General features: G+C 68.1%; 19 protein-coding genes and 1 pseudogene. 10 read left to right on the top strand and 10 right to left on the bottom strand.

All coding sequences use genetic code 11. The annotated features are described in order from the left end of the window. The first annotated feature begins 3 nt into the window (after positions 1 to 3). From AU185_RS10760 to AU185_RS10750, 3 genes and pseudogenes are all read left to right on the top strand, one after another. Positions 4 to 1,122, top strand: a complete 1,119-nt coding sequence (locus AU185_RS10760; RefSeq protein WP_059097826.1) for an adenylate/guanylate cyclase domain-containing protein — start codon at positions 4 to 6, stop codon at positions 1,120 to 1,122. A 36-nt stretch (positions 1,123 to 1,158) separates the two neighbouring features. After that, positions 1,159 to 2,574 (top strand): annotated as a pseudogene (locus AU185_RS10755) (HNH endonuclease signature motif containing protein). Between the two features lie 56 nt (positions 2,575 to 2,630). After that, complete coding sequence (locus AU185_RS10750) at positions 2,631 to 3,041, top strand: hypothetical protein (RefSeq protein ID WP_059097825.1); 411 nt, start codon at positions 2,631 to 2,633, stop codon at positions 3,039 to 3,041. Here the strand turns inward: AU185_RS10750 and AU185_RS10745 are convergent. From AU185_RS10745 to AU185_RS10730, 4 genes are read right to left on the bottom strand one after another with little or no spacing between them, the layout of a single operon-like run. Then, a complete protein-coding gene (locus tag AU185_RS10745; protein ID WP_059097824.1) occupies positions 3,025 to 5,238 on the bottom strand; it encodes a heavy metal translocating P-type ATPase in 2,214 nt (737 codons plus the stop codon). The two genes, AU185_RS10750 and AU185_RS10745, sit on opposite strands and share 17 nt — an antisense overlap. Further along, positions 5,228 to 6,145, bottom strand: coding sequence for a DUF8832 domain-containing protein (locus AU185_RS10740; RefSeq protein ID WP_059097823.1), 918 nt, complete (start codon positions 6,143 to 6,145; stop codon positions 5,228 to 5,230). Before AU185_RS10740 ends, AU185_RS10745 begins: the two co-directional genes overlap by 11 nt. After that, positions 6,145 to 6,354: a heavy-metal-associated domain-containing protein gene (locus AU185_RS10735; protein WP_059098382.1), complete on the bottom strand. Its 210-nt coding sequence runs from the start codon at positions 6,352 to 6,354 to the stop codon at positions 6,145 to 6,147. The genes AU185_RS10740 and AU185_RS10735 overlap by 1 nt, the downstream gene beginning before the upstream one ends. A gap of 37 nt (positions 6,355 to 6,391) precedes the next feature. Next, positions 6,392 to 6,988 carry a class I SAM-dependent methyltransferase gene (locus tag AU185_RS10730; protein WP_059097822.1) on the bottom strand — a complete coding sequence of 199 codons (597 nt, stop codon included), beginning with the start codon at positions 6,986 to 6,988 and terminating at the stop codon, positions 6,392 to 6,394. A 74-nt stretch (positions 6,989 to 7,062) separates the two neighbouring features. Between AU185_RS10730 and dtd the strand changes: the two genes are divergently transcribed. Beyond that, positions 7,063 to 7,494, top strand: a complete 432-nt coding sequence (gene dtd, locus AU185_RS10725) for a D-aminoacyl-tRNA deacylase (protein ID WP_059097821.1) — start codon at positions 7,063 to 7,065, stop codon at positions 7,492 to 7,494. 1 nt (position 7,495) lies between these two features. On the opposite strand, the gene AU185_RS10720 is transcribed toward dtd, so the two are convergent. Continuing rightward, a complete protein-coding gene (locus tag AU185_RS10720; RefSeq protein ID WP_059097820.1) occupies positions 7,496 to 8,383 on the bottom strand; it encodes an AIM24 family protein in 888 nt (295 codons plus the stop codon). A gap of 38 nt (positions 8,384 to 8,421) precedes the next feature. Between AU185_RS10720 and AU185_RS10715 the strand changes: the two genes are divergently transcribed. Continuing rightward, positions 8,422 to 8,625 carry a hypothetical protein gene (locus tag AU185_RS10715; RefSeq protein ID WP_059097819.1) on the top strand — a complete coding sequence of 68 codons (204 nt, stop codon included), beginning with the start codon at positions 8,422 to 8,424 and terminating at the stop codon, positions 8,623 to 8,625. Here the strand turns inward: AU185_RS10715 and AU185_RS10710 are convergent. Next, the gene (locus AU185_RS10710) at positions 8,622 to 9,083 is read right to left on the bottom strand and encodes an SgcJ/EcaC family oxidoreductase (protein ID WP_059097818.1); all 462 of its coding nucleotides are present in this window, start codon (positions 9,081 to 9,083) and stop codon (positions 8,622 to 8,624) included. The genes AU185_RS10715 and AU185_RS10710 overlap by 4 nt on opposite strands. 103 nt (positions 9,084 to 9,186) lie before the next feature. Between AU185_RS10710 and abmR the strand changes: the two genes are divergently transcribed. Continuing rightward, positions 9,187 to 9,747, top strand: a complete 561-nt coding sequence (abmR, locus tag AU185_RS10705) for an ATP-binding transcription factor AbmR (RefSeq protein ID WP_059097817.1) — start codon at positions 9,187 to 9,189, stop codon at positions 9,745 to 9,747. Here abmR and AU185_RS10700 read toward each other — a convergent pair. Genes AU185_RS10700 through AU185_RS10690 form a run of 3 tightly spaced genes read right to left on the bottom strand, consistent with a single transcriptional unit; the run spans position 9,744 to position 15,584 of the window. Continuing rightward, the gene (locus AU185_RS10700; protein ID WP_082683860.1) at positions 9,744 to 11,912 is read right to left on the bottom strand and encodes a molybdopterin-containing oxidoreductase family protein; all 2,169 of its coding nucleotides are present in this window, start codon (positions 11,910 to 11,912) and stop codon (positions 9,744 to 9,746) included. The genes abmR and AU185_RS10700 overlap by 4 nt on opposite strands. A gap of 19 nt (positions 11,913 to 11,931) precedes the next feature. Then, positions 11,932 to 13,839: an ABC transporter ATP-binding protein gene (locus AU185_RS10695; RefSeq protein ID WP_059097815.1), complete on the bottom strand. Its 1,908-nt coding sequence runs from the start codon at positions 13,837 to 13,839 to the stop codon at positions 11,932 to 11,934. After that, positions 13,836 to 15,584: an ABC transporter ATP-binding protein gene (locus AU185_RS10690; RefSeq protein ID WP_082683859.1), complete on the bottom strand. Its 1,749-nt coding sequence runs from the start codon at positions 15,582 to 15,584 to the stop codon at positions 13,836 to 13,838. The genes AU185_RS10695 and AU185_RS10690 overlap by 4 nt, the downstream gene beginning before the upstream one ends. A gap of 77 nt (positions 15,585 to 15,661) precedes the next feature. Between AU185_RS10690 and AU185_RS10685 the strand changes: the two genes are divergently transcribed. Then, positions 15,662 to 16,228: a DUF3558 domain-containing protein gene (locus AU185_RS10685; RefSeq protein ID WP_059097813.1), complete on the top strand. Its 567-nt coding sequence runs from the start codon at positions 15,662 to 15,664 to the stop codon at positions 16,226 to 16,228. A 32-nt stretch (positions 16,229 to 16,260) separates the two neighbouring features. Further along, positions 16,261 to 16,791, top strand: coding sequence for a DUF3558 domain-containing protein (locus AU185_RS10680; protein ID WP_156425497.1), 531 nt, complete (start codon positions 16,261 to 16,263; stop codon positions 16,789 to 16,791). A 28-nt stretch (positions 16,792 to 16,819) separates the two neighbouring features. Here the strand turns inward: AU185_RS10680 and AU185_RS10675 are convergent, their stop codons facing one another. Next, a complete protein-coding gene (locus tag AU185_RS10675; protein WP_197413426.1) occupies positions 16,820 to 17,335 on the bottom strand; it encodes a SixA phosphatase family protein in 516 nt (171 codons plus the stop codon). Between the two features lie 131 nt (positions 17,336 to 17,466). On the opposite strand from AU185_RS10675, the gene AU185_RS10670 reads away from it, so the two are divergent. Beyond that, on the top strand, positions 17,467 to 18,615 hold the full coding sequence (locus AU185_RS10670; protein WP_059156975.1) for a metallophosphoesterase family protein: 1,149 nt from the start codon (positions 17,467 to 17,469) through the stop codon (positions 18,613 to 18,615). Beyond that, positions 18,612 to 21,233 carry an AAA family ATPase gene (locus AU185_RS10665; protein WP_059097811.1) on the top strand — a complete coding sequence of 874 codons (2,622 nt, stop codon included), beginning with the start codon at positions 18,612 to 18,614 and terminating at the stop codon, positions 21,231 to 21,233. The genes AU185_RS10670 and AU185_RS10665 overlap by 4 nt, the downstream gene beginning before the upstream one ends. Positions 21,234 to 21,297: the final 64 nt, after the last annotated feature.

Below are 21,297 nucleotides of genomic sequence, written 5' to 3'. Positions count from 1 at the left end.
CCGGTGGCCGATGACTTCGACGTCGACGCGTCCGGGTTGCTGGACGGACTCGAAGGTGCGGCGCGCGCCGAACGCGCCGAGCTGATTCCGTGGCTGCTGGGCAGGGGCATCTCCGTCGAGGAGATCCGAAACGCCTACCTGCCAATGTTGCTCGGTGCGCGTCAAGTGCTCGGTGACGACGGTGTGTATGTCTCCGCGAGAGAAACCAGTGAGAAGACCGGCATCGATCTCGACCTGTTGCAGCGCATCCAACACGCGATGGGCTTGCCCACCGTCGACGATCCCGACGCGGCCGTCCACCTGCGCGCCGACGCCGAGGCCGCAGCCTTCGCGCAGCGGTTCATCGAGATCGGGATCCTGCCTGACCAGATCGTTCAGATAACCCGGGTGCTCGCCGACGGGTTGGCCAAGGCGGCCGAGGTGATGCGCTACGCGGGGCTGGCTTCCGTGCTCGACCCGAGCGCGTCCGAACTCGTCATCGCCAAGAACGCCGAAGCCCTCATCCGCATGGCTGATCCGTTACTCGGACCGATGATCCAGGATTTGTTGCGGTTGCAGTTGCGCCATCTCATGGAGACCGAGGCGATCACGGCCTCCGAGCGGGCGAAGGGTCAACGGCTGCCCGGTGCCCGGCTCGTGACGATCGCGTTCGCCGATCTCGTCGGCTTCACCCGGCTCGGGGAGGCCGTTCCCCCCGAAGACCTCGAACGGCTCGCCCACCGGCTCTTCGATCTCGCGCACGAGGTGTCTGCGCCGCCGGTGCGGTTCGTCAAGACGATCGGCGACGAGGTGATGCTCGTCAGCACGGAACCGGTTCCGTTGTTGGACGGCGTGCTAACGCTGCTCGAGCGGACCGATGACGACGAGGATTTTCCCCGCCTCCGCGTTGGTGTGGCGACGGGTAAGGCGGTGAGCCGGGCGGGCGACTGGTTCGGCAGCTCGGTCAATCTCGCCAGCCGTATCACCGGTGCCGCGCGGCCGGGTTCGGTCCTCGTTTCCGAATCGACCCGCGACGCCATCTCTGACGACGAGCGGTTCGCGTGCTCATTCGCCGGAGCGCGGCACCTCAAGGGTTTCAAGTCCGACGTGAAGCTGTTCCGAGTGCGCAAGACGGACGACTGACAAATCTTGTCGGTGACTCGAACTATTGTTCGAAATATGGTCCAAGAGGGCTTTGCACAACAGGATGTTCGCGCGGTTTACGACGAGCTCGAGTCGGCGCTGCAGAAAGCAGCCGACGTGTCGCTGGACGCCTTGAGACCTGCTGAGTTGGTCGCCTTGCTCGCGAGACGGGAGCGATTGTTCAGCGCGTTGCCCGTTGTCGATCACGCGGTCATTGCCCGGTTGGTGGCAGACGACGACCCGAAGGCGTTGGGGGCGTCGTCATGGCCGGAGGCGTTGGCCACGACTTTGCGGATTTCGCGCGCGGAGGCCAAGCGGCGGATCGGTGCGGCGGCGGTGTTGGGTCCCCGGCGGGCGTTGACCGGTGAGCCGTTGGCCCCGGTCCTGGAGACCACGGCTGCCGCGCAGGCTCGCGGTGAGGTGGGCGCGGAACATGTGCGCATCATCGAGGAATTCTTCATTCACCTGTCCGCGCATGTGAACTATCAGGCCCGTGAACTGGCGGAGGCCGACCTGGTCCGCGCCGGATGCGGTTTGCGGCCCGAGGAGTTGCGCAAAGTCGCCGACCGGCTGATCCAGCTGCTCGACGAGGACGGCGTTCCGCCCGATGAGGCCGAGCGCGAGCGTGCCCGCAAGCGCTACCTCGAGATCGGCCCGCAGGGCCGCGACGGGATGAGCCGCCTGCGCGGATTGCTCGATCCCGAGACCCGCGCGGCGCTCGATGCCGTGTTGGCCAAGCAGGCCGCGCCGGGGATGTGCAATCCCGATGACCCCGACCCATGCGTCGATGAACCCGCGTGTGCTGAGAACCAAATCAGCGACGGGCGCTCGCAGGGGCAGCGCAATCACGATGCCCTCACCGCCATGTGCCGCGCGCTACTGGCCTCCGGGCGATTGGGTTAGCACAACGGAATGCCGTCGACCATCGTGGTGTCCACCACCCTCAGAGAACTGCGCTCGGCGGCCGGGCTCGCGGTCACCGGGGGCGGAACCTTGTTGCCGATGGCTGATGTGATCCGCATGGCCGCCAGCAGCGACCACTATCTGGTGATCTACGAAGACCACCGCGAGATCCCGATGTATGTGGGCCGGGCCAAACGCTTGGCCACCCCCGGTCAGCGCATCGTGTTGCACAACCGCGACGGCGGCTGCTCCAAACCCGGCTGTACCGCGCCGGCCTACTGGAGTCAGGTTCACCACGCCTCTACGGACTGGGCCCAGGGTGGCAACACCGACATCACTGATCTGACCCTCGCGTGCGGACCGCACAACCGGCTCGTCACCAAGGGCGGCTGGAGGACACGGGTCCGCGACGACGGACGCATCGAATGGCTACCCCCACCCGATCTCGACACCGGCCAAACGCGGGTGAACAACTACCACCGCCCCGAGAAGTACCTCGCCCCCGAAGAAACCCCCGAGCACCTCCCCAAAGACAGCGAAGGACCGTAGGGGACAACCGCTCTCATTTCGGATCCGAGGTCGTGGCAGTGATCTACCATCCAGGCATGAGCCGGGTCGTCAAAGCTGTGCTGACCGCGCTACTCGTCGCGCCCTGCGGCCTCCTGGGCCTGGCCCCAGCGCAGGCCCAACCGCCACCCCCGGCGTGCGGTTACACGCTGTCGCCGCCACAAGTCGTGAACACCGGTGGCGTGAGCAAGGTGACGGCGACGGTCTCGTTCAACGATTGTTGGGGTCCGTTCCGGCCGGCGTACAGCGTCGCCTGTGTCCACATCGCCGGACAGGATTCACAGGGGCAGTGCACGCAGGCCAGGGGGCCGGGTGCCGCGCAGGTGTACCTGGAGCCGTATCGGCCGGGCGCGGCCTATATCGCAAGCGGACGCGGCTGCGGCAAGGTCTTCGAGGATGCGCTGGAGCCGAACTGTCAGATGCTGGGGCCGATCAACGCGACGCTGTAGCGGTGAAGCGGCGCAGCCGAAGGCTGTTGCTGACAACGAACACCGAACTGAACGCCATCGCCGCGCCGGCGATCATCGGGTTCAGTAGACCCGCCGCCGCCAGGGGAAGCGCTGCGACGTTGTAGGCGAAGGCCCAGAACAGGTTTCCCTTGATCGTCGCCAAGGTCCTGCGGGACAGGCGAATCGCGTCGGGGACCGCATTCAGGTCGTCGCGTACCACCGTCAGGTCGCTGGCCTCGATCGCGACGTCGGTGCCGCTGCCCATTGCAAGCCCGAGGTCGGCTTGCGCGAGCGCCGCCGCGTCGTTGACGCCGTCGCCCACCATCGCCACCACCTTGCCATCGGACTGCAGGCGCTTGACGACCTCGACCTTGTCGTGCGGCAGCACTTCGGCGACGACGTCGCCGATACCCACGTGTCCGGCGATGGTGTGCGCTGCCGCCTCGTTGTCGCCGGTCACCATGATCGGCGTCAAACCCAGCGCGCGGAGCCGGGAGATCGCCTCGGCCGACGTCGGTTTGACCGTATCGGCGACCACCAGCACGCCACGGATCGTGTCGTCCCAGCCGACGACGACGGCGGTGCGGCCCTGCGACTCCGCTTGTCGGACCGCCGCTTTCAAGGAGTCGGAGAACACGTGCGACGTCAGCATCTGCTGCCGACCGACTGTGACGTCGCGGCCCTCGACGAGCCCGCTCACGCCCAGACCGCGCCGGTTGGCGAAGTGCTCGACCGAGGGCAGGTCACCGACCTTCTCCCGCGCGCCCTTCACGATCGCCCTGGCGATCGGATGCTCCGAGCCGTTCTCGACCGCGCCTGCCATCCGCAGCACCTCGTCGGGCTGTTCGTCTTCGGCGGTCACGACATCGATCAAGGTCATTTTGCCGGTGGTGATCGTTCCGGTCTTGTCCAACACGATCGTGTCGATGCGCCGCGTCGACTCCAGCACCTCCGGCCCCTTGATCAGGATGCCCAGTTGCGCGCCGCGGCCGGTGCCGACCATCAGCGCGGTCGGCGTGGCCAATCCCAGCGCGCACGGGCACGCGATGATCAGCACCGCGACCGCCGCGGTGAACGCTGCCGCCACCGATCCGCCTGTGCCCAGCCAGAAGCCGAGAGTCGCCGCCGACAAGGCGATCACGATCGGCACGAACACACCCGAGATCCGGTCGGCCAGCCGCTGCGCCTGCGCCTTGCCGTTCTGGGCGTCCTCGACGAGGCGCGCCATCTGAGCGAGCTGGGTGTCAGCGCCGATCCGCCGCGCCCGCACCACGAGCCGGCCGTCGACGTTGACCGTTGCGCCGACGACCTCATCGCCGGGGCCGACGTCCACCGGCACCGACTCGCCGGTGAGCATGGACGCGTCGACCGCCGAGGCGCCCTCGACCACCACGCCGTCGGTGGCGATCTTCTCGCCTGGCCGGACGATGAACTCGTCGTCAACGGCCAGCTGGCCGAGCGGAATCCGTTGTTCCTCAGCGCCTCTGCGCACCACGACGTCCTTGGCGCCCAGTTCCAGCAGCGCGCGTAGTGCCGCGCCGGCCCGCCGCTTCGAGCGCGCTTCGAAGTACCGTCCGGCGAGGATGAAAGTGGTCACCCCGGCCGCGACCTCGAAGTAGACGCTGCCGGCGCCGTCGGCGCGCGAGAGGGTCAGCGAGAACGGATGCGTCATCCCCGGTATGCCCGCCGTGCCCCAGAACAGCGCATAGACCGACCAGCCCAGGGCCGCAACGGTTCCCATCGAGATCAGCGTGTCCATGGTGGCGCCGCCGTGCCGCAGGTTTGTCCACGCCGCGCGGTGGAACGGCCACGCGCCCCACACCACCACTGGCGCCGCCAGTGTCAGCGACAGCCACTGCCAGTTGGTGAACTGCAGCGCGGGGATCATCGCCATCGCGATCACCGGAACCGTCAGCGCCAGCGAGACGAGCAGACGGTGCCGCAGGGCGGCGGTCGGGTCGTCATCGTCGGCGGCCTCCTGCACATCCGGCAGATGCGCCTGGTAGCCCGCCTCTTCGACGGTGGCGACCAGTGCCTCGGGCGTCACGTCCTCGCCGTACTCGACGCGTGCCTTCTCGGTCGCGAAGTTGACGGTCGCCATCACACCGTCGATCTTGTTGAGCTTCTTCTCGATTCGGTTCGCACAAGACGCACACGTCATGCCGTCGATCGACAGTTCGATCGTGTCAGTGGCCATGGCCGTCTCCGCCGTGCTCCTGGGTGGGGGAGTGCTGTTGTCCGGACGGGTCGACCAACACCGTGAACTCGGCCGTGCGGACCTTGTCGCCGTGCCTGAAGTCCAAGAACAGCCGGTACTCGCCCGCACTGGGGAACGTGGTGTGGAAGTCGACGGTCGGGCCTGCGGGCGTGACCCCGTCGCCGGGTTCCCCGATCGGATGCACGTGCAGGTATGCGAGGTCCGCCGCCCGCAACGCCACAAGATGACCGTAGGCCCCCAGGTACGGCTGCAGATCGTCGACCGGGGTGCCGTTACGGTTGACCGTCAGCGTAAGAGTCGACCCCTCACCGGCTTTCGGCGAGCCGCGCAGCGTCACCGTGTAGTCGTCGACCGTCGACGACGCGTCGACCGCGGGCAACGGCCGCGGCTGGTACGGGCCGGCCACGTGCACGTTGGCGCTCAGGGTGAGCGCGGGCCCGCCGGCGGGCACGAAGTCGGCGAACACCCGGTAGTCACCCGCGCGGCTGAAATCGACCGGGACATTCCACGTTCCACGGTCGTCGAGCACGGGATGCAGATGCTGAAACCCGGTCAAGTCGTTGCGAACCACGATCAGATGCACCAGCTTTTCGTGGGACTCCTCGAAGTGCAATACGGGCGCACGGGCGTCGTCGAGGATGCGGAACCGCAGCGGCGAATTCGGCTCCGCCGAGGGAATCGACTGAGCCAGCGCGAGGGTGTAGCCGCCCCGGCTCGCCTGCAATCCGCCCGGCTGTTGCGCAGCAGTGCGGGCGTCGTGACCGGTGGGATGGGCGGGCACCGTGATATCTCCCTGCGGTCCGAACGCTTTGCCCACCCACACCGCGACCGCGAACACCACCGCGAGTGCGGTGAGGAAGGCGGCGATCCGTGGCCCGGTCTTCATCAGCTCGCCAGCCGGTAGCCGGCTTCTTCCACGGCGCTTCTGATCTCGGCCGGTTCGACGGGCCCGACGCTGTCGATGGTCACCGCACCGCTGGCGATGTTCACGTCGACGCCGGTCACACCCGTGATCTCGCTGATCTCCTCACGCACGGATGTCGCGCAATGCCCGCAGGTCATGCCGGTGACGGTGACTGTCGTCGTAGTGGTCATGACCCCGAGCATACCTATACCCCCGTGGGGTATGCAATCAGGTCTTGCGCGCGGCCCCCACGAACAGCATGCCGCCCAGTCTGCGCTCGACGGTGCCGGTGCCGTGCAGGCCGTGTCGTGCGAGTTCGGCGGCGAATTCGTCGCCGTCGAACCGGTTCTCGAGGGGATGCACGGTGAAGGTCCGGAACGTCCACGACTCGAGCATGCGCCGCGGCACCTCCTCGAACAGCAGCAAGCCGCCGGGGCGCAGCACACGGGCGATCTCGCCGATGGCGTCCTGCCAGTTGGGTACGTGGTGGATGATGCCGAAGTCGACGACGGTGTCGACGGATCCGGTCGGCTGCTCGATCGTGCAGACGTCGCCGACGGTCAGCGACACGGGCCGCCCGTGCAGCCGCCTGCGGGCCAACTCGACCATCGTGTCGTCGAGGTCGAAGGCCGTCACCTTCTGGGCGCCGAGCCGGTCGAGGATCACCTCGGCGCCGACGCCGCGGCCGCAGCCGACTTCGAGAACGTGCTGACCCGCCAGGTCGCCGCCCGCCAGCCGCCGAAACCATGCCGCCTCGCGGGTGTGCTGGTGCGCGGCCCGCACGGGGTTGTTCATCACCGCGCGCTCGATGCTGTTCAGCTTCATGCGGGCAAACTGTACCCCCGTAGGGTATGCCCTACCAGGTCTACGTGCCGGCGAGCGTGGCAGCATCGGCAGCCATGCGGGTTCTCGTTCAGCGGGTCACCTCTGCCGCGGTCACGGTGGACGGCGACGTCGTCGGCGCCATCCGGCCGGAGGGTCAGGGTCTGCTCGCGCTCGTCGGCGTCACACACGACGACGACGCCGCCAAGGCTCGGCGGATGGCCGAAAAGCTCTGGCAATTGCGGATTCTCGATGACGAGAAGTCGGCGAGCGACGTCGGTGCGCCGATCCTCGTGGTCAGCCAGTTCACGCTCTACGCCAACACCGCGAAGGGCCGGCGCCCGGCGTGGAACGCGGCGGCGTCCCGTGCCGTGGCCGAACCGCTCGTCACGTCCCTCGCCGACGCGCTGCGCGGACTCGGTGCCGATGTCGAGACCGGCGTGTTCGGTGCACACATGACCGTCGAGCTCGTCAACGACGGCCCGGTGACCGTGTTGCTCGAACTCTGACCTACTGCGTCGCGACCGGCGGAGCGCCCTCCGAGGGCTGAACGATGACGAAGCCCTGGCCGTGGAAGGACACCTGAACCGCCTCGCCGGAGCCTCGTCCGATCAGCGCGCCCGCCTTGAAGCTCGTCTTGAGCTGCGTCTGCAGATTCGCCGACCATGCCACCACCGCGTTCGTGTCGGCGAAGGTCGGCGCCTCGGCGGCGTTGAGCACGACCGGTGGACCGTCGGTGGTCAGCGCCACCCAACCGGTTCCGCGCAGCGTGGTGTTGAACAGCCCGCCCGTGGCGATGCTGCCGCCCTTCACCCGTTCGATGTTCCAGTCCAGGCTCGACGAGAACGCCAGCACGTTCTTGCCGCTGATCGACAGGCCGGAATTCGCCAGGTTCAGCAGGTGCACGTCGTAGGCCCGCTCGGCGAGAAACACGTCGCCCTGTCCCTGACAACGCATGAGCGGCAAGCCTTCTCCGGTCAGCGCCTTCTTCAGGAACTTCGACGCGCCGCCGCCCTCGAACGCAAAGTCCACGTTGCCCTGATACGCGACCATCGCTCCCTGCCGCGCCATGAACGGCTCGCCGAGGCGCACCCGCAGCAGTTTGGTGTTCTGGTTCGCGATGGGCTTGGCTTCCTTCTCGCTGAACCTGCCGTCGACGAGATCGCCGGTGATGCCCGCGAAACCGTCCCCTCCGGGCTGGCCGACCGTGCTCGCCTGGGGTGGTGGCGGCCCCTGCGGACGGCCTTGCGCGGCGGCCGGCGGCGGGCCCCCCAGCGGTGCCCGACCGACCTGGCCCTGATGCGACACCTGATCGGTCCAGCGCTGGCCGTCCCACCAGCGGTACTCGTAGCGGCCCTCGGGATCCGGGCGCCAGCTTCCATTGTTAGGTGCGGTCATGGGCACCAAACTAACCGGACGACTGGCATTCTTGGGCTATGGCAAAGGAAATTGACCGGGTGCGAGCGCAGAGCGCAGTGGCGGTCATCAAGCAGCATCCGGGCATGGTGCTGTTCGTCGCGTCGCCGGCGCTACTCGTGGTGGGTTTGGTGTGGTGGCTGGTCAGCCCGGCGCTGGCCGTGCTGCTGTTGATCGGCATGGTGGTGGCGGGCGGCGCGGCGCTGCTGCTCAAGCGCAACTAGCTCAACCGATCGGTGGGCGTCGGCCGGACGATCGTGTTCTGTCCGGCCGCGAGCCACCACTGCCCGTTGTGGCGCACCAGCACGTAGAGCGCCATCTCCGAGAACGGCGCTTCCTGTTCGATGGGAACCGGTGTGCCGTCTTCCGTCAACGCCGTCCGCCTCACCTGCGCGACGGCGACGCCGGGTGCGGGCGCGCTGACCGCGACCGCCTCGTAGCGCGACCGCGGCCCGGCGACCGCCGCGGCGAACAGGCGGCGGTGAATGGCATGCAGGGTGTCGTAGCCGGGGACCGTGGCGCCGTACGGGCTGCCCCACAGCACGTCGTCGGCGAAATGAGCGTTGTACAACTCGGCGTCACCGGTGTCGATCGCCGCCTGTAGTTCGGCGACGAAGGCGTCAACGGCCGCTTGAGCTTCCTGTAGGTGGCGTGGATCGTCGGACAACGTCGGTCGGTTCATGGTCGTGACGGTAGGAGCTCAATATCGGTTGAGGTCAAGCAGGTCGTTTCGCTCTGAGGCGAATCCCCTACCATCCGCCGTGTAACGGAGTAATCATGTAATCATGAGACACAACATCCATGGCCGGCGCCGTCCGGGCGGCTGGCAACAGGCTGCGCAACCCGACGCCGGCGACGCGCCCGACTGGTTCGCCGGCAGGCTTCCCGAGGGCTGGTTCGCCGGCGACCCGACGGTGGTCGTCGACCGCGAGGAGATCACGGTCATCGGCCGCCTGCCCGAACCCGAGGGCGGCGAGAGTGAGGCGCGTGCGTCCGGACGGGTTGCGCGGTTCCGCGAAGAGACCCGGCCCGAGCGGATGCGCATTGCCGACGAAGCCGAGGCGCGCTACGGACGCAAGGTGGCGTGGGGCGTCCAGGTGGGGGCCGGCGAATCCGCCGAACGAATCCTGTTCACGCACTTGGCCGTGCCGGTCATGACGCGGCTGCGCCAGCCCGAGCGGCAGGTGCTGGACACGCTGGTGGACGCGGGTGTGGCGCGGTCGCGTTCGGACGCGCTGGCGTGGTCGGTGCGACTGGTCGGCGACCATGCCGAGGAGTGGCTGGGCAAGTTGCGCGAGGCGATGCGCAACGTCGATGACTTACGCGCCGAGGGCCCCAAACTCTAGCTGTCGCGTCGCTTTACGGCGACGAAGGCCGAACTCAGGGCCGACGTCTGCGACAGCGGATCCACCGGTCCGCCGTTGATCAGCAGGTTGCGGTTGGCGCCGTAGGAGATCGGCTCGGCGCGACCGCGGGGGTCGAAAACCCTTGAGCCCCAGCCGTGGTCGACGATGATCACGCCTTGACGCGGCCGGTCGTTCACCACCGCCCTCAACTCGATCGCGCCGACGGGCGAGATGATGCTGACCAGGTCGCCGTCGGTCACTCCCAAGTCGGCGGCGTCCTTCGGATGAATGACGACGTCGTTGCCCTTACCCGCCGGATGCAGGCCGGGCAGGTCGTTGAGCCACGAGTTCATCGAGTGCCGGTGCCTGCGGTTGGCCAGCTGGAACGGATAGCCGATGGGCGGCTCGGGATGCGGTCCGGCGAGCAGTTCGCGGGCCCGCGCGACGAACTCCGGCGGCGCGGCGTGCACCTTCTTGTCGTCGGTTCGCAGCGCGTCGCGAAAATGCCCGAACTCGCGAGGCCCCAACACCCAGCCGTGGGGATGCGATGTGACATCACGCCATTTGATCCGGCGTCCGTTGAACTTTCGTCCGGTCGCGACGACAAGCCGGTCGATCCAGTGCGGGCCGAACTCCAGGTTCGGCTTGCGGGTCAGCCGTGCCAACGCCCGGGTCGCCGTGATGAACCCGTTGAGGCCGCGCGCGCGGAACAGAGGTCTGCGCATCGCGATCGCCAGGTCGGTGAAGATGTGCCATTCCTCCCGGACGTCCGGCGGCGGCTCGACGGCCTTGGCCCCGTAATGCAGATACGGCTCGTCGTGCATGTTGCTGGTGAACGCGAGCAGGTCACTGCGTTCCAGCCAGTGGGCCGCCGGCAGCAGCCAGTGCGCGTGGCGGTGGCTCTCGCGCTGGACGAAGTCGATGGCGACGAGCAGGTCGAGATCGGCCAGCGCGCGGTCGAGTTTGGCGCCGTCGGGCCCGGAAACCACGGGATTGCCGCAGTTGATCAGCATCGCCCGGATCTGGCCGCGGCCGGGAGTGGTGATCTCGTCGGGCAATTCGCTGAGCGCGTGTGCGCCCGCGACCATCTCGCGGCCCAGCAGTCGGCTGTGATGCGGCTTGGCCTTGACCATCGCCGACATCCGGATCGCGTCGACGTAGCCGGGCTCGTAGCGACGCCCACCGGGGCGGTCCATTCGGCCGGTGATCACGTTGAGCACGTGTCCCAGCCACTCGGCGACGGTGCCGGTCAGGTGCAGTGAGACCCCGGTCCGGGTGACCACCATGGCTCCGCGCGCCGCGGCGAAGTCGTGGGCGACCTGCTCGATCCGGTCGCGTGCGATGTCGCAGCGGGCGGCCAGATCATCGAGATCCGCATCGGCGACCAGTGCGCGCAGATCGTCCACTCCGGTGGCGAGTTCGGTGCAGTCGCCGCGATGCTCGAGGCCCTCGTCGAGGATGACCTTCACCATGGCCAGCAGTAGCGCCCAGTCCTGTCCGGGCCGCACCGCAAGGTGCACGTCGGCCTTCTCGGCGGATTCGGTGCGCAGCGGATCGACCACGACGATCGTGGCGCCCTGTTGTTGACGTGCGAGCGCGCGCCGCCACCCGCCGGGTACGGTCTCCAGCCAGTTCCACGCGCTCACCGCCGGGTTGGTGCCGACCAGAAGGAAGTAGTCGCAGTTGTCGATATCGGACACGGGCGCCATCAGGATCGACCCGTACATCGCGGCGGCGACGACGTGCATCGCGTTCTGGTCGACCGAGCCGACGAAGTAGCGGCTGTGCGTGCCGATCGCGTCCAGCCAGCCGTTCATGAAGATGATGTTCGACGACGAAAACCCGGATGGATTGCCGTAATAGACGCCGACCGCGTCGGGACCACCCGCGTCGATCGCGGCGTTCATCCTGGCGGCGATGTCGCTGATGGCCTCGTCCCAGGTGGCCTCGACGTAGGAGTCGCCGACGCGGCGCATCGGGTGAAGGATCCGTCGCGGATGTTCGACGAGTTGGTGTGCGGTACGTCCCTTGGCGCAGAAGTCCTGCCAGCTGTGCGGGTTCTGTTTGTCCGCGGCGATCTTGGTGACGCGGTTGTCGTCGACCGTCACCTCCAGGCCGCACGACGCCAGGCAGTATCGGCAGAAGGTGTAGACCGTCTTGCTCATCATGGTGAGCGTACGGCGGTCAGGCCTGCGTCATGGACCAATAAGCACCACGCTTAGCCAGCAGTTCGGCGTGGTTGCCGCGTTCGACGATCCGGCCCGCCTCGAGCACCACGATCAGGTCGGCGTCGCGGATCGTCGAAAGCCGGTGGGCGATTATGAAACTCGTGCGGTCGCGGCGCAATTCGGCCATGGCGTGCTGGATCAGCAGCTCGGTGCGGGTGTCGACCGAACTGGTGGCCTCGTCGAGGATCAGCAATCGCGGCCGGGCCAGCACCGCACGGGCGATCGTGATGAGCTGCTTCTCACCGGCGCTGATGGTGCCGCCGTCGTCGCTGACATGAGTCTGGTACCCGTCGGGCAGCATGTGCACGAACCGGTCGACGTATGCGGCTTTCGCGGCCGCGAGAACTTCGTCCTCCGACGCGTCCGGCCTGCCGTAGGCGATGTTGTCGTAGATGGTGCCGCCGAACAACCAGGTGTCCTGCAGCACCATCCCGATCCGCGACCGCAGAGAAGCCCTGCTGACCGTCGAGATGTCCACGCCGTCAACCAGTATCCGACCGGAGTCGACGTCGTAGAACCGCATCAACAGGTTCACCAGAGTGGTCTTGCCGGCCCCCGTCGGCCCGACGATCGCGACCGTGCTGCCGGGTTCGGCGATCAGCGACACGTTCTCGATGACCGGTGTGTCGGGGTGGTAGCCGAACGTGACGTCCTCGAACTCGACCCGCCCCACCATGTCCCGGCCGTCGGGATGGGCCGCCGGATCCGGATCGGGTTCCTCCTCCTCGTCGTCGAGCAGGTCGAACACCCGCTCGGCGCTGGCCACGCCGGACTGCATCGCGTTGTACATGCCGGCCACCTGCGTCAGCGGCTGGTTGAACTGGCGGACGTACTGGATGAACGCCTGGATGTTGCCGAGCGTGATCTGACCGGTGGCGACCTGCAGTCCGCCCACCACCGCCACCGCGACATAGCTCAGGTTCCCGATGAACGTGGTGGCCGGCGACACCAGCCCCGAAAAGAAGTGCGCGCCGAAGGCGGCGTGGTAGACGTCGTCGTTGCACTCGCGGAAGCGTTCCTCGGCGGCCGCGCGGTGGCCGAACGTCTTGACAATCGCAAAACCGCTGTAGGTCTCCTCGATGTGGGCGTTGAGCCGGCCGGTGTTCGTCCACTGCGCGACGAACAACCGTCGCGACCTGCGCGCGATCACCCGGGTCGCCCACAGTGACAACGGCACCGTCACCACCGTCAGCATGGTCAGCAGTGGCGAGATCGTCAGCATCATCACCAGCACCGAAAGCACCGTCAGCACGGCCGTCATCAGCTGGCTGATCGTCATCGACAGCGAGGTCTGGATGTTGTCGACGTCGTTTGTCACCCGGCTGAGAACCTCGCCGCGCTGGCGAGAGTCGAAGTAGGACAGCGGCATCCGGTGGACCTTGTTCTCGACGTCGGAGCGCAGGGTCACCATCGTCCGCTGCACCGCGACGATGAGAAGCCGTGCCTGCAGCCAGACCAGCAGCGCGGCAACCAGGTACAGGCACAGCGCGAGGAGCAGGGTGCGGCCGACAGCGCCGAAGTCGATGCCGCGGCCGGGAACGACGTTCATTCCCGACAGCAGATCGGCGAAGGTGTCATCGCCGCGGGCGCGCGCGGCCTCGATCGCCTGCTCCTTGGTCAGGCCCGCCGGCAGTTGGCGCCCGATCACACCGTTGAACAGGAGATCGGTGGCGTGCCCGAGGATTCGCGGCCCGACGACGCTGATCGCGATGCCGCCGACACCCAGCAGGATCACCGCCGCGGTCAGGCCGCGCTGCGGCGTCAACCGCTTGATCAGTCGGATCGCCGATCCGGTGAAGTCGCGGGACCGCGGGGTCGGTGGCTGCGCCGTGCCGCGGATCGGCCGCGCCATCGGCCCGGTCATTGCGCGTCACCCACTTCGGCGAGCGACTGGGAGTCGGCGAACTCTGCGTACTCGGCGCAGTCCGCGAGCAGCGTCTCGTGGGTGCCGATGCCGACGACCCGACCGTCGTCGATGACGACGATCTGATCTGCCTGCGTGACGGTGGAGATGCGCTGTGCGACAACGATGACCGTCGCTTCCGCCGACACCTCGCGCAGCGCCGCGCGCACTCGAGCGTCGGTGTGCACGTCGAGCGCGGAGAACGCGTCGTCGAACAGGTAGACGGCGGGGCGACGGATCACCGCGCGGGCGATGGCCAACCGTTGCCGCTGCCCGCCCGAGAAGTTCCTCCCGCCCTGCGCGACCCGCATGGCCAGGCCGTCGGCGTGCGCCCGGACGAAATCGTCGGCGGCGGCCACCCGCAGCGCCTCCCACATCTCGTCCTCGGTGGCGACATGTCCCGGCACCGCGCCCAGTTGCAGGTTGTCGGCGACGGTGCCCGAGAACAGGTAGCCGCGCTGCGGCACCAGGCCGATCACCGACCACAGGTGCTCGGGGTCGTACTCGCGCACGTCGACCCCGTCGAGTCGAACCGAACCGCTGGTCACGTCGTACATCCGGCAGATCAGTGACACCAGCGTCGACTTGCCCGACCCGGTGGACCCGACCACAGCCGTCGTCGTACCGGGTCGTACCGTCAGCGAAACATCCTGCAGGACAGGGCGTTCAGCTCCCGGATAGGAGAACGTCGCGCCCGCGAGCCGGATCCGTCCCTCGACCGTCGCCGGCCGGACCGGGTGCGGCGGGCTGGTGATGTGCGGCGAGACCGACAGCACCTCGGTGATGCGTTCGGCGCACACCGATGCGCGCGGGATGATGACGAGGAGGAACGTCGCCAGCAGAACGGCCATCAGAATCTGCATGAAGTAGGCCAGGAACGCGATCAGCGAGCCGACCTGCATTTGGCCGGCGTCGATGCGCAAACCACCGAACCAGATCAGTGCGACGCTCGAGACGTTGATCACCAGCGTCGTGGTCGGCAGCATCAGCGCCTGCCACCGGCCGGCCTCCAGTGCGGTGTCGGCCAAGGCGTGGTTGGCCACGGCGAACCGGTTGCGCTCGAACGGCTCCCGGGCGAACGCGCGGATCACCCGCATCCCCGCGAGCTGATCGCGCATCACGCGGTTGATGCCGTCGACCTGCCGCTGCATACGGCGGAATATCGGCAGCAGGTGACGCACGATCCAGTAGTTCGCCACGGCCAGGATCGGCACACTGACCAGCAGCAGCCACGACAGGCCGGCATCCTGGTGCACGGCCATGAAGATGCCGCCGACCGACATGATCGGAGCGGTGATCAGCATCGTGCAGCTCAGTTGCACCAGAAGCTGGATCTGCTGCACGTCGTTGGTGGTGCGGGTCAGCAGCGACGGCGCGCCGAACCGTGCGGTGTCCTCCGTCGAGAACCCGGTGACGTGGTGGAAGATCGCGCCACGCAGGTCGCGGCCGACGCCCATGCCCGCCCGCGACCCGAAGTACACCGCGCCGACCGCGCACACCACCTGCAGCGCGGTGACCGCAAGCATCACACCGCCCAACTCGACGATCCTGCGCAGGTTGCCGGTTGTGACGCCGTCGTCGATGATCGCCGCGTTGACGGTCGGCAGGTACAGCGACGCCAGCGTGCTGATCAACTGCAGCGTGGCGACCGCGGCGAGCGGCGCCCGGTATGGCCGCGCGTACTGTCGCAGCAGCGCCCATAGCATCCCGTTACTGTCGCATACCGGATGAATCAGCAGGTCAACCGACATGTCGGTGCTTGACCCCGTGGGCTGCCGCTACAGTGCATGGCGTGACCCACAGCACGCGCATGACTCGCTGCCTGGCCGTTGCGGCCGCGGCGGTCATCCCGCTGGTCGCCGCATGCTCGGATTCCGAACCGGCCGGCCCGCAGGTGCCCGAGGACAGCCCGGCGCCGACGGAGAACGTCTCGCACGGCCCGTTTTTTCCGGAATGCGGCGGTATCAGCGACCAGGAGATCACCAAGCAGACCCGGGTGCCGGGGTTGGTCAACACCGCCAAGACCTCGGTCGGATGCCAGTGGCTGGCCGGCGGCAGCATCCTGGGCCCGCACTTCTCGTTCACGTGGTTCCGTGGCAGCCCCATCGGCCGAGAGCGCAAGACCATGGAGTTGTCGCGCACCAGCGTCGAGGACATCAGCATCGAAGGCCACGACGGGTTCATCGGCTACAGCGAGGATCCGACCAACGGCGTCAACCTGTGTGAGATCGGCATCCAGTTCGACGACGACTTCATCGAGTGGTCGATCAGCTACGCCGCGAAGCCGTTCCCGGATCCCTGCGAAGTGGCCAAGGAACTGACCCGCCAATCGATTGTGAATTCCGAATGAGAACCGCGTCCGTCCGTCGGTTGCTCGCGGGCATGGTCGTCGTGCTCGCCGCCCTGGTTTCCCTTTCCCTGCTCAGCGGTTGCACGCGGACAGTGGAGGGCACCGCGGCCAAATCGGGCTCGGGTGGCGTACCGCGCAACGAGGACTCCGAGCGGCAGTACCCGAACCTGCTCAAAGAGTGCGAGGTGCTGACCGAGGACATCCTCGCCGAGACCGTGGGCGCCGATCCGCTGGACATCCAGAGCACGTTCGTCGGCGCGGTGTGTCGCTGGCAGGCGGCCAATCCGTCGGGTCTGGTCGACATCACCAGGTTCTGGTTCGAGATGGGCGACCTCGACCATGAGCGCGAGGTCGCGCAGCGGCTGAACTATCAGATCGAGGACCGCAGGGTGGCCGGCATCCAGTCGATCGTGATGCGGCCGAACGATCCGAACGGCGCGTGCGGCGTGGCCAGCGACGCCGCCGGTGTCGTGGGCTGGTGGGTCAATCCGCAGGCGCCCGGGATCGATGCCTGCGGGATGGCGCTGAAGCTGATGGAGTTGACGCTGGCCACCCGCGCTTAGCGCCGACGGGCGCTTGCGCAAGGAGCATTTAGCGCGGCACGTGGAAGGTGACGAGCGCGGCGCCGTCGAGGGCGAGCTGATCCCACGGCCGCTCCGTGCGCAGCACCGCGATGGATGAGGTCGGAAACTTCATCGAGATCCGCTCGGTCGCAGCCTTGTTGCTGCCGTCCGCGGTGGCCAGCCCCAGGGCGACACCGGACATCGCCGGCTCGTGCCCGATGACCAGCAGCGTCTGCACCTCGAAGTCGAAACGTGTCTGCACCCGGTTGATCTCGTCGATCACCGTGCCCGGTGTCGCGTCGTAGATGCGGTCGACGTACTCGACAGGCGCGGCGACGCGGGTCCGGGCCAGCGTCTCGCGGGTGCGGGTCGCCGTCGAGCACAGCACGGCGTCCACCGCAGGAGCCTGCGCCCGCAGCCAGTCGCCGGCCAACCCGGCCTCGCGCACGCCCCGCGGGGCCAGCGGCCGGTCGTGATCGGCCACGCCCGCCGGGTAGCCCGACTTGGCGTGCCGGAGCAGCAGAAGCGTGCGATACACCTTGATCACCGGACTGATCACCGGACTGATCACCGGTCTCACGGTAAGGCATGCCGACGCACCTCCCGGGACTTGTCGGGCCCCCGCCCTACACTCGCGATGCCTGGCAAACACGCAAGCAGAAGGGATGGGCCGAGATGCGATTCGTGCACACCGCCGACTGGCAACTCGGCATGACCCGCTATTTCCTCAATGGTGAGGCGCAGCCGCGTTATTCGGCCGCGCGCCGCGACGTGGTGGCCGAGCTCGGACGCGTGGCCGCCGAGGCGGGCGCGGAGTTCGTCGTCGTCGCCGGCGACGTCTTCGAGCACAACCAGCTCGCGCCGCGTGACGTCAGCCAGTCGCTGGAGGCCATGCGCGCCATCGGTGTTCCGGTGTACCTGCTGCCCGGCAACCACGATCCGTTGGACGCCTCCTCGGTGTACACCAGTGCGCTGTTCACCACAGAGTGTCCCGACAACGTGACGGTCCTCGATCGCGCGGGAGTGCACGAGGTGCGCCCCGGTGCGCAGTTGGTGGCGGCGCCGTGGACGTCGAAGGCGCCGTCGTCCGATCCGGTCGCGGGTGTGCTCGCCGATCTACCCGCCGACGGTACCGCGCGGATCGTCGTCGGCCACGGCGGTGTCGACATCTTCGTGCCCGACAAGGACCGGCCGTCGCTGATCCGGCTGGCGGCGCTCGAGGAGGCCATCGGCCGCGGCGTCGTACATTATGTGGCGTTGGGCGACAAGCACTCTCGGATGCAGGTCGGGTCCACCGGTCGGATCTGGTACTCCGGATCTCCGGAGGTCACCAACTACGACGACATCGAGGCCGATCCGGGCCATGTGCTGATCGTCGACGTCGACGAGGACGACCCGGCGCATCCGGTTCGCGTCGAACCGCGGAAGGTGGGTCGCTGGCGGTTCGTCACGCTGCGTCGTGGGGTCGACGGTGGCCGTGACGTCACCGACCTGGACATCAACCTCGACCTGCTGCCGGACAAGGAGCGCACCGTGGTGCGCCTGGCGCTGACCGGATCGCTGACCGTCACCGACAAGGCCGCGCTGGACAGGTGCCTGGACAAGTACGACCGGTTGTTCGCGGCGCTGAACCTATGGGAGAAGCAGACCGACATCGCGGTGATGCCGGCCGACGGTGAGTTCGACGACCTCGGCATCGGCGGGTTTGCGGCATCTGCGGTCGAGGAATTGGTCGGGACGGCCCGTTCGGACGGCGAGGCGGCCGACGACGCGCGGGCCGCGCTCGCGCTGCTGCTGCGCCTGTCGGATCGAGGTGCGGCGTGAAACTGCACCGCCTGGTCCTGACCAACTACCGCGGAATCACGCACCGCGAGATCGAGTTTCCCGACCGCGGCGTGGTGGTGGTCAGCGGCGCCAACGAGATCGGCAAGTCGTCGATGATCGAGGCGCTCGACCTGCTGCTCGAAGCCAAGGACCGGTCATCGAAGAAAGAGGTCAAAGAGGTCAAGCCGACGCACGCCGACGTCGGCGCCGAGGTCACCGCCGAGATCTCCACGGGGCCATATCGATTCGTGTACCGCAAGCGATTCCACAAGCGCTTCGAGACCGAGCTGACGGTGCTGGCGCCGCAGCGCGAGCAGCTCACCGGCGACGAGGCGCACGAGCGCGTCCGCGGCATGCTCGAAGAAACCGTCGACACCTGCCTGTGGCAGGCCCAGCGGGTGTTGCAGTCGTCGTCGACCGCGGCGGTGGACCTGTCCGGTTGTGATGCGCTGTCCCGCGCGCTCGATGTGGCCGCCGGTGAGGCGCTGGCGCTGTCGGGTACCGAACCGCTTTTGGTCGACCGCGTCGAAGAGGAGTACCTGCGCTACTTCACCCGGACCGGCAGGCCCACCGGCGAATGGGCCGAGGCCACCAACCGGTTGCGGGCCGCCGAGGAGGCGCTGGCCGAGGCGGCCGCCGCCGTCGCGGAGGTCGACGACGCGGTGCGTCGGCACGCCGCTCTCACCGAAGACCTCGCCCGGCTGACAGCGCAGCGGGCCGACGCGGCAACGAAACTCGCCGCGGCGCAGCACGCCGCAGAGGCGGTGGCCGCGCTGGCCCGCCAGCTCAAGGAGGCGGAGCTGGTTGCCGCTGCGGCACAGGCCAATCACGACACGTCCCGCGCCGCGGTCGACGAACGACGACGGTTGCGCACCGACATCGAGCGGCGGGCCGCCTCGATCGCCGAGTTGGAGGCAGCCGTCGCGGAGGCTGCCGAAGAACAGTCGACGGCCGCCGAGGTGGCGGAGGCCGCCGAGGCCGAAGCCGAACAGGCGCGAAACGCGCTGGAGGCCACCCAGGCCCGGGTCGAAGCGGCGCGTCGATCGGTTCAGCAGCTCGCCGACCGAGACGAAGCCGACCGGATCGCTGCGCGGCTGACGAGGATCGACACCACCCAGCGTGGCCTCGAACGGGTGCAGGCCGAACTCGCCGAGATCCGGCTGTCCGACGAGGGTATGCGGGCCATCGAGGCCGCCAAGGCGACGGTCGACGTGGCGATGGGACAGGTGGAGTTGGCGTCGGCACAGATCGAGCTGACCGCGACCGCCGACGTCGAGGTGAGCGTGGGCGGCGAGATGCTCACGCTCGGCGCGGGCGAGACGTGGGCGACTAGCGTGAGCGCCGAGACCGCTGTCGATGTGCCCGATCTGTTGACCGTCCGTCTGGTGCCGGGCACACCGGCGTCGGAAACGCGGACCAAACTCGCTGCGGCACAGGAGGTTCTGACATCGGCGCTCGAGCGCTGCGGGGTCGACGACGTCGCCGCGGCACGCATTCTCGACGAGCGCCGTCAAGAGCTGATGGACACGCGTGCCCGGCTGTGTGCGGCCGGCGAGGCACTGGCCGACGACGAATCGGTCGAACAGCTCAGGGCGCGGCTGGCCGACCTGACCGAACGCCAGCCGGAGGTCGCTGACCTGTTCGACGTCGACTCGGGTGCCGCCCGGACCGAACTCGACGCCGCGACCGCCGCGCAGAAGCAAGCGATCGCCGACTGCGAGACGCACCGTCGGGTCGCCGAAGAGGCCGCGAAGCGATTGGGGCAGCGCGAGACTCGTCTCACCGTACTGACCGAGAAACTCACGGGCGCGCAGGCGGAGCTTGCGCTGGCGCGCGAACGGCTGGACGGGCAGCGGGCCGAGGTCGGCGACGACGAGTTGGCGATCACGGCGCAGGCGCATGCCGACGAAGCGCAGCGGGCGGCCATCCTGGTCACCGAGCTGAGCGGCGAGTTGGCCGGCACGGCACCGGATACCGTCGCGGCCGCGCTGGACGAGGCCGCGCGCCGGGCGGATGCATTGGCGGCGGGCCGCGACGAGGTGGCCGAGGCGCTGCGCGAGGTCACCACCCAGTTGAAGCTCTACGGAACCGAAGGACGCAAGGGCAAACTCGACGAGGCCGGAACCGAGCGCGAGCACGCCTTCGCGGAGTACTCACGGGTGCAGCGGCGGGCCCGGGCGGCGCAGCTGTTGCGATCGGTGCTGTCGCGCCATCGGGATGCCACCCGGTTGCGCTACGTCGACCCGTTCCGCGGTGAGGTGGAGCGGTTGGGCCGCATGGTGTTCGGCGACGACTTCGAGGTGGAGGTCGACAGCGCGCTGCGGATCTGCACTCGCACGCTGTCGGGCCGGACGGTGCCCTATGACTCGCTGTCGGGCGGGGCCAAGGAGCAGTTGGGCATCGTGGCGCGGCTGGCCAGTGCGGCGCTGGTGGCCAAGGAGGACAGCGTGCCGGTGGTGATCGACGACGCGCTTGGCTTCACCGACCCCGATCGGCTGGTCAAGATGGGTGCGGTGTTCAACGCGGTCGGCGGTGACGGCCAGGTGATCGTGTTGACCTGTAGCCCGCAGAGGTACGCCGCGGTCGACGGCGCCCACCACATCGCACTGGCCGGCTGAGTTCCCACCGCGAGCAGTCGCAAAGTGTCCTACTTCTAGGCCATTTCGGGGCATTTCGCGTTCC

Origin of the sequence: Mycobacterium sp. GA-0227b (assembly GCF_001499855.1) — a bacterium.
Taxonomy (GTDB): Bacteria; Actinomycetota; Actinomycetes; order Mycobacteriales; family Mycobacteriaceae; genus Mycobacterium.
Note: the sequence above shows the minus strand (reverse complement) of the source record. Positions and strands in the feature narration are given on the sequence as shown.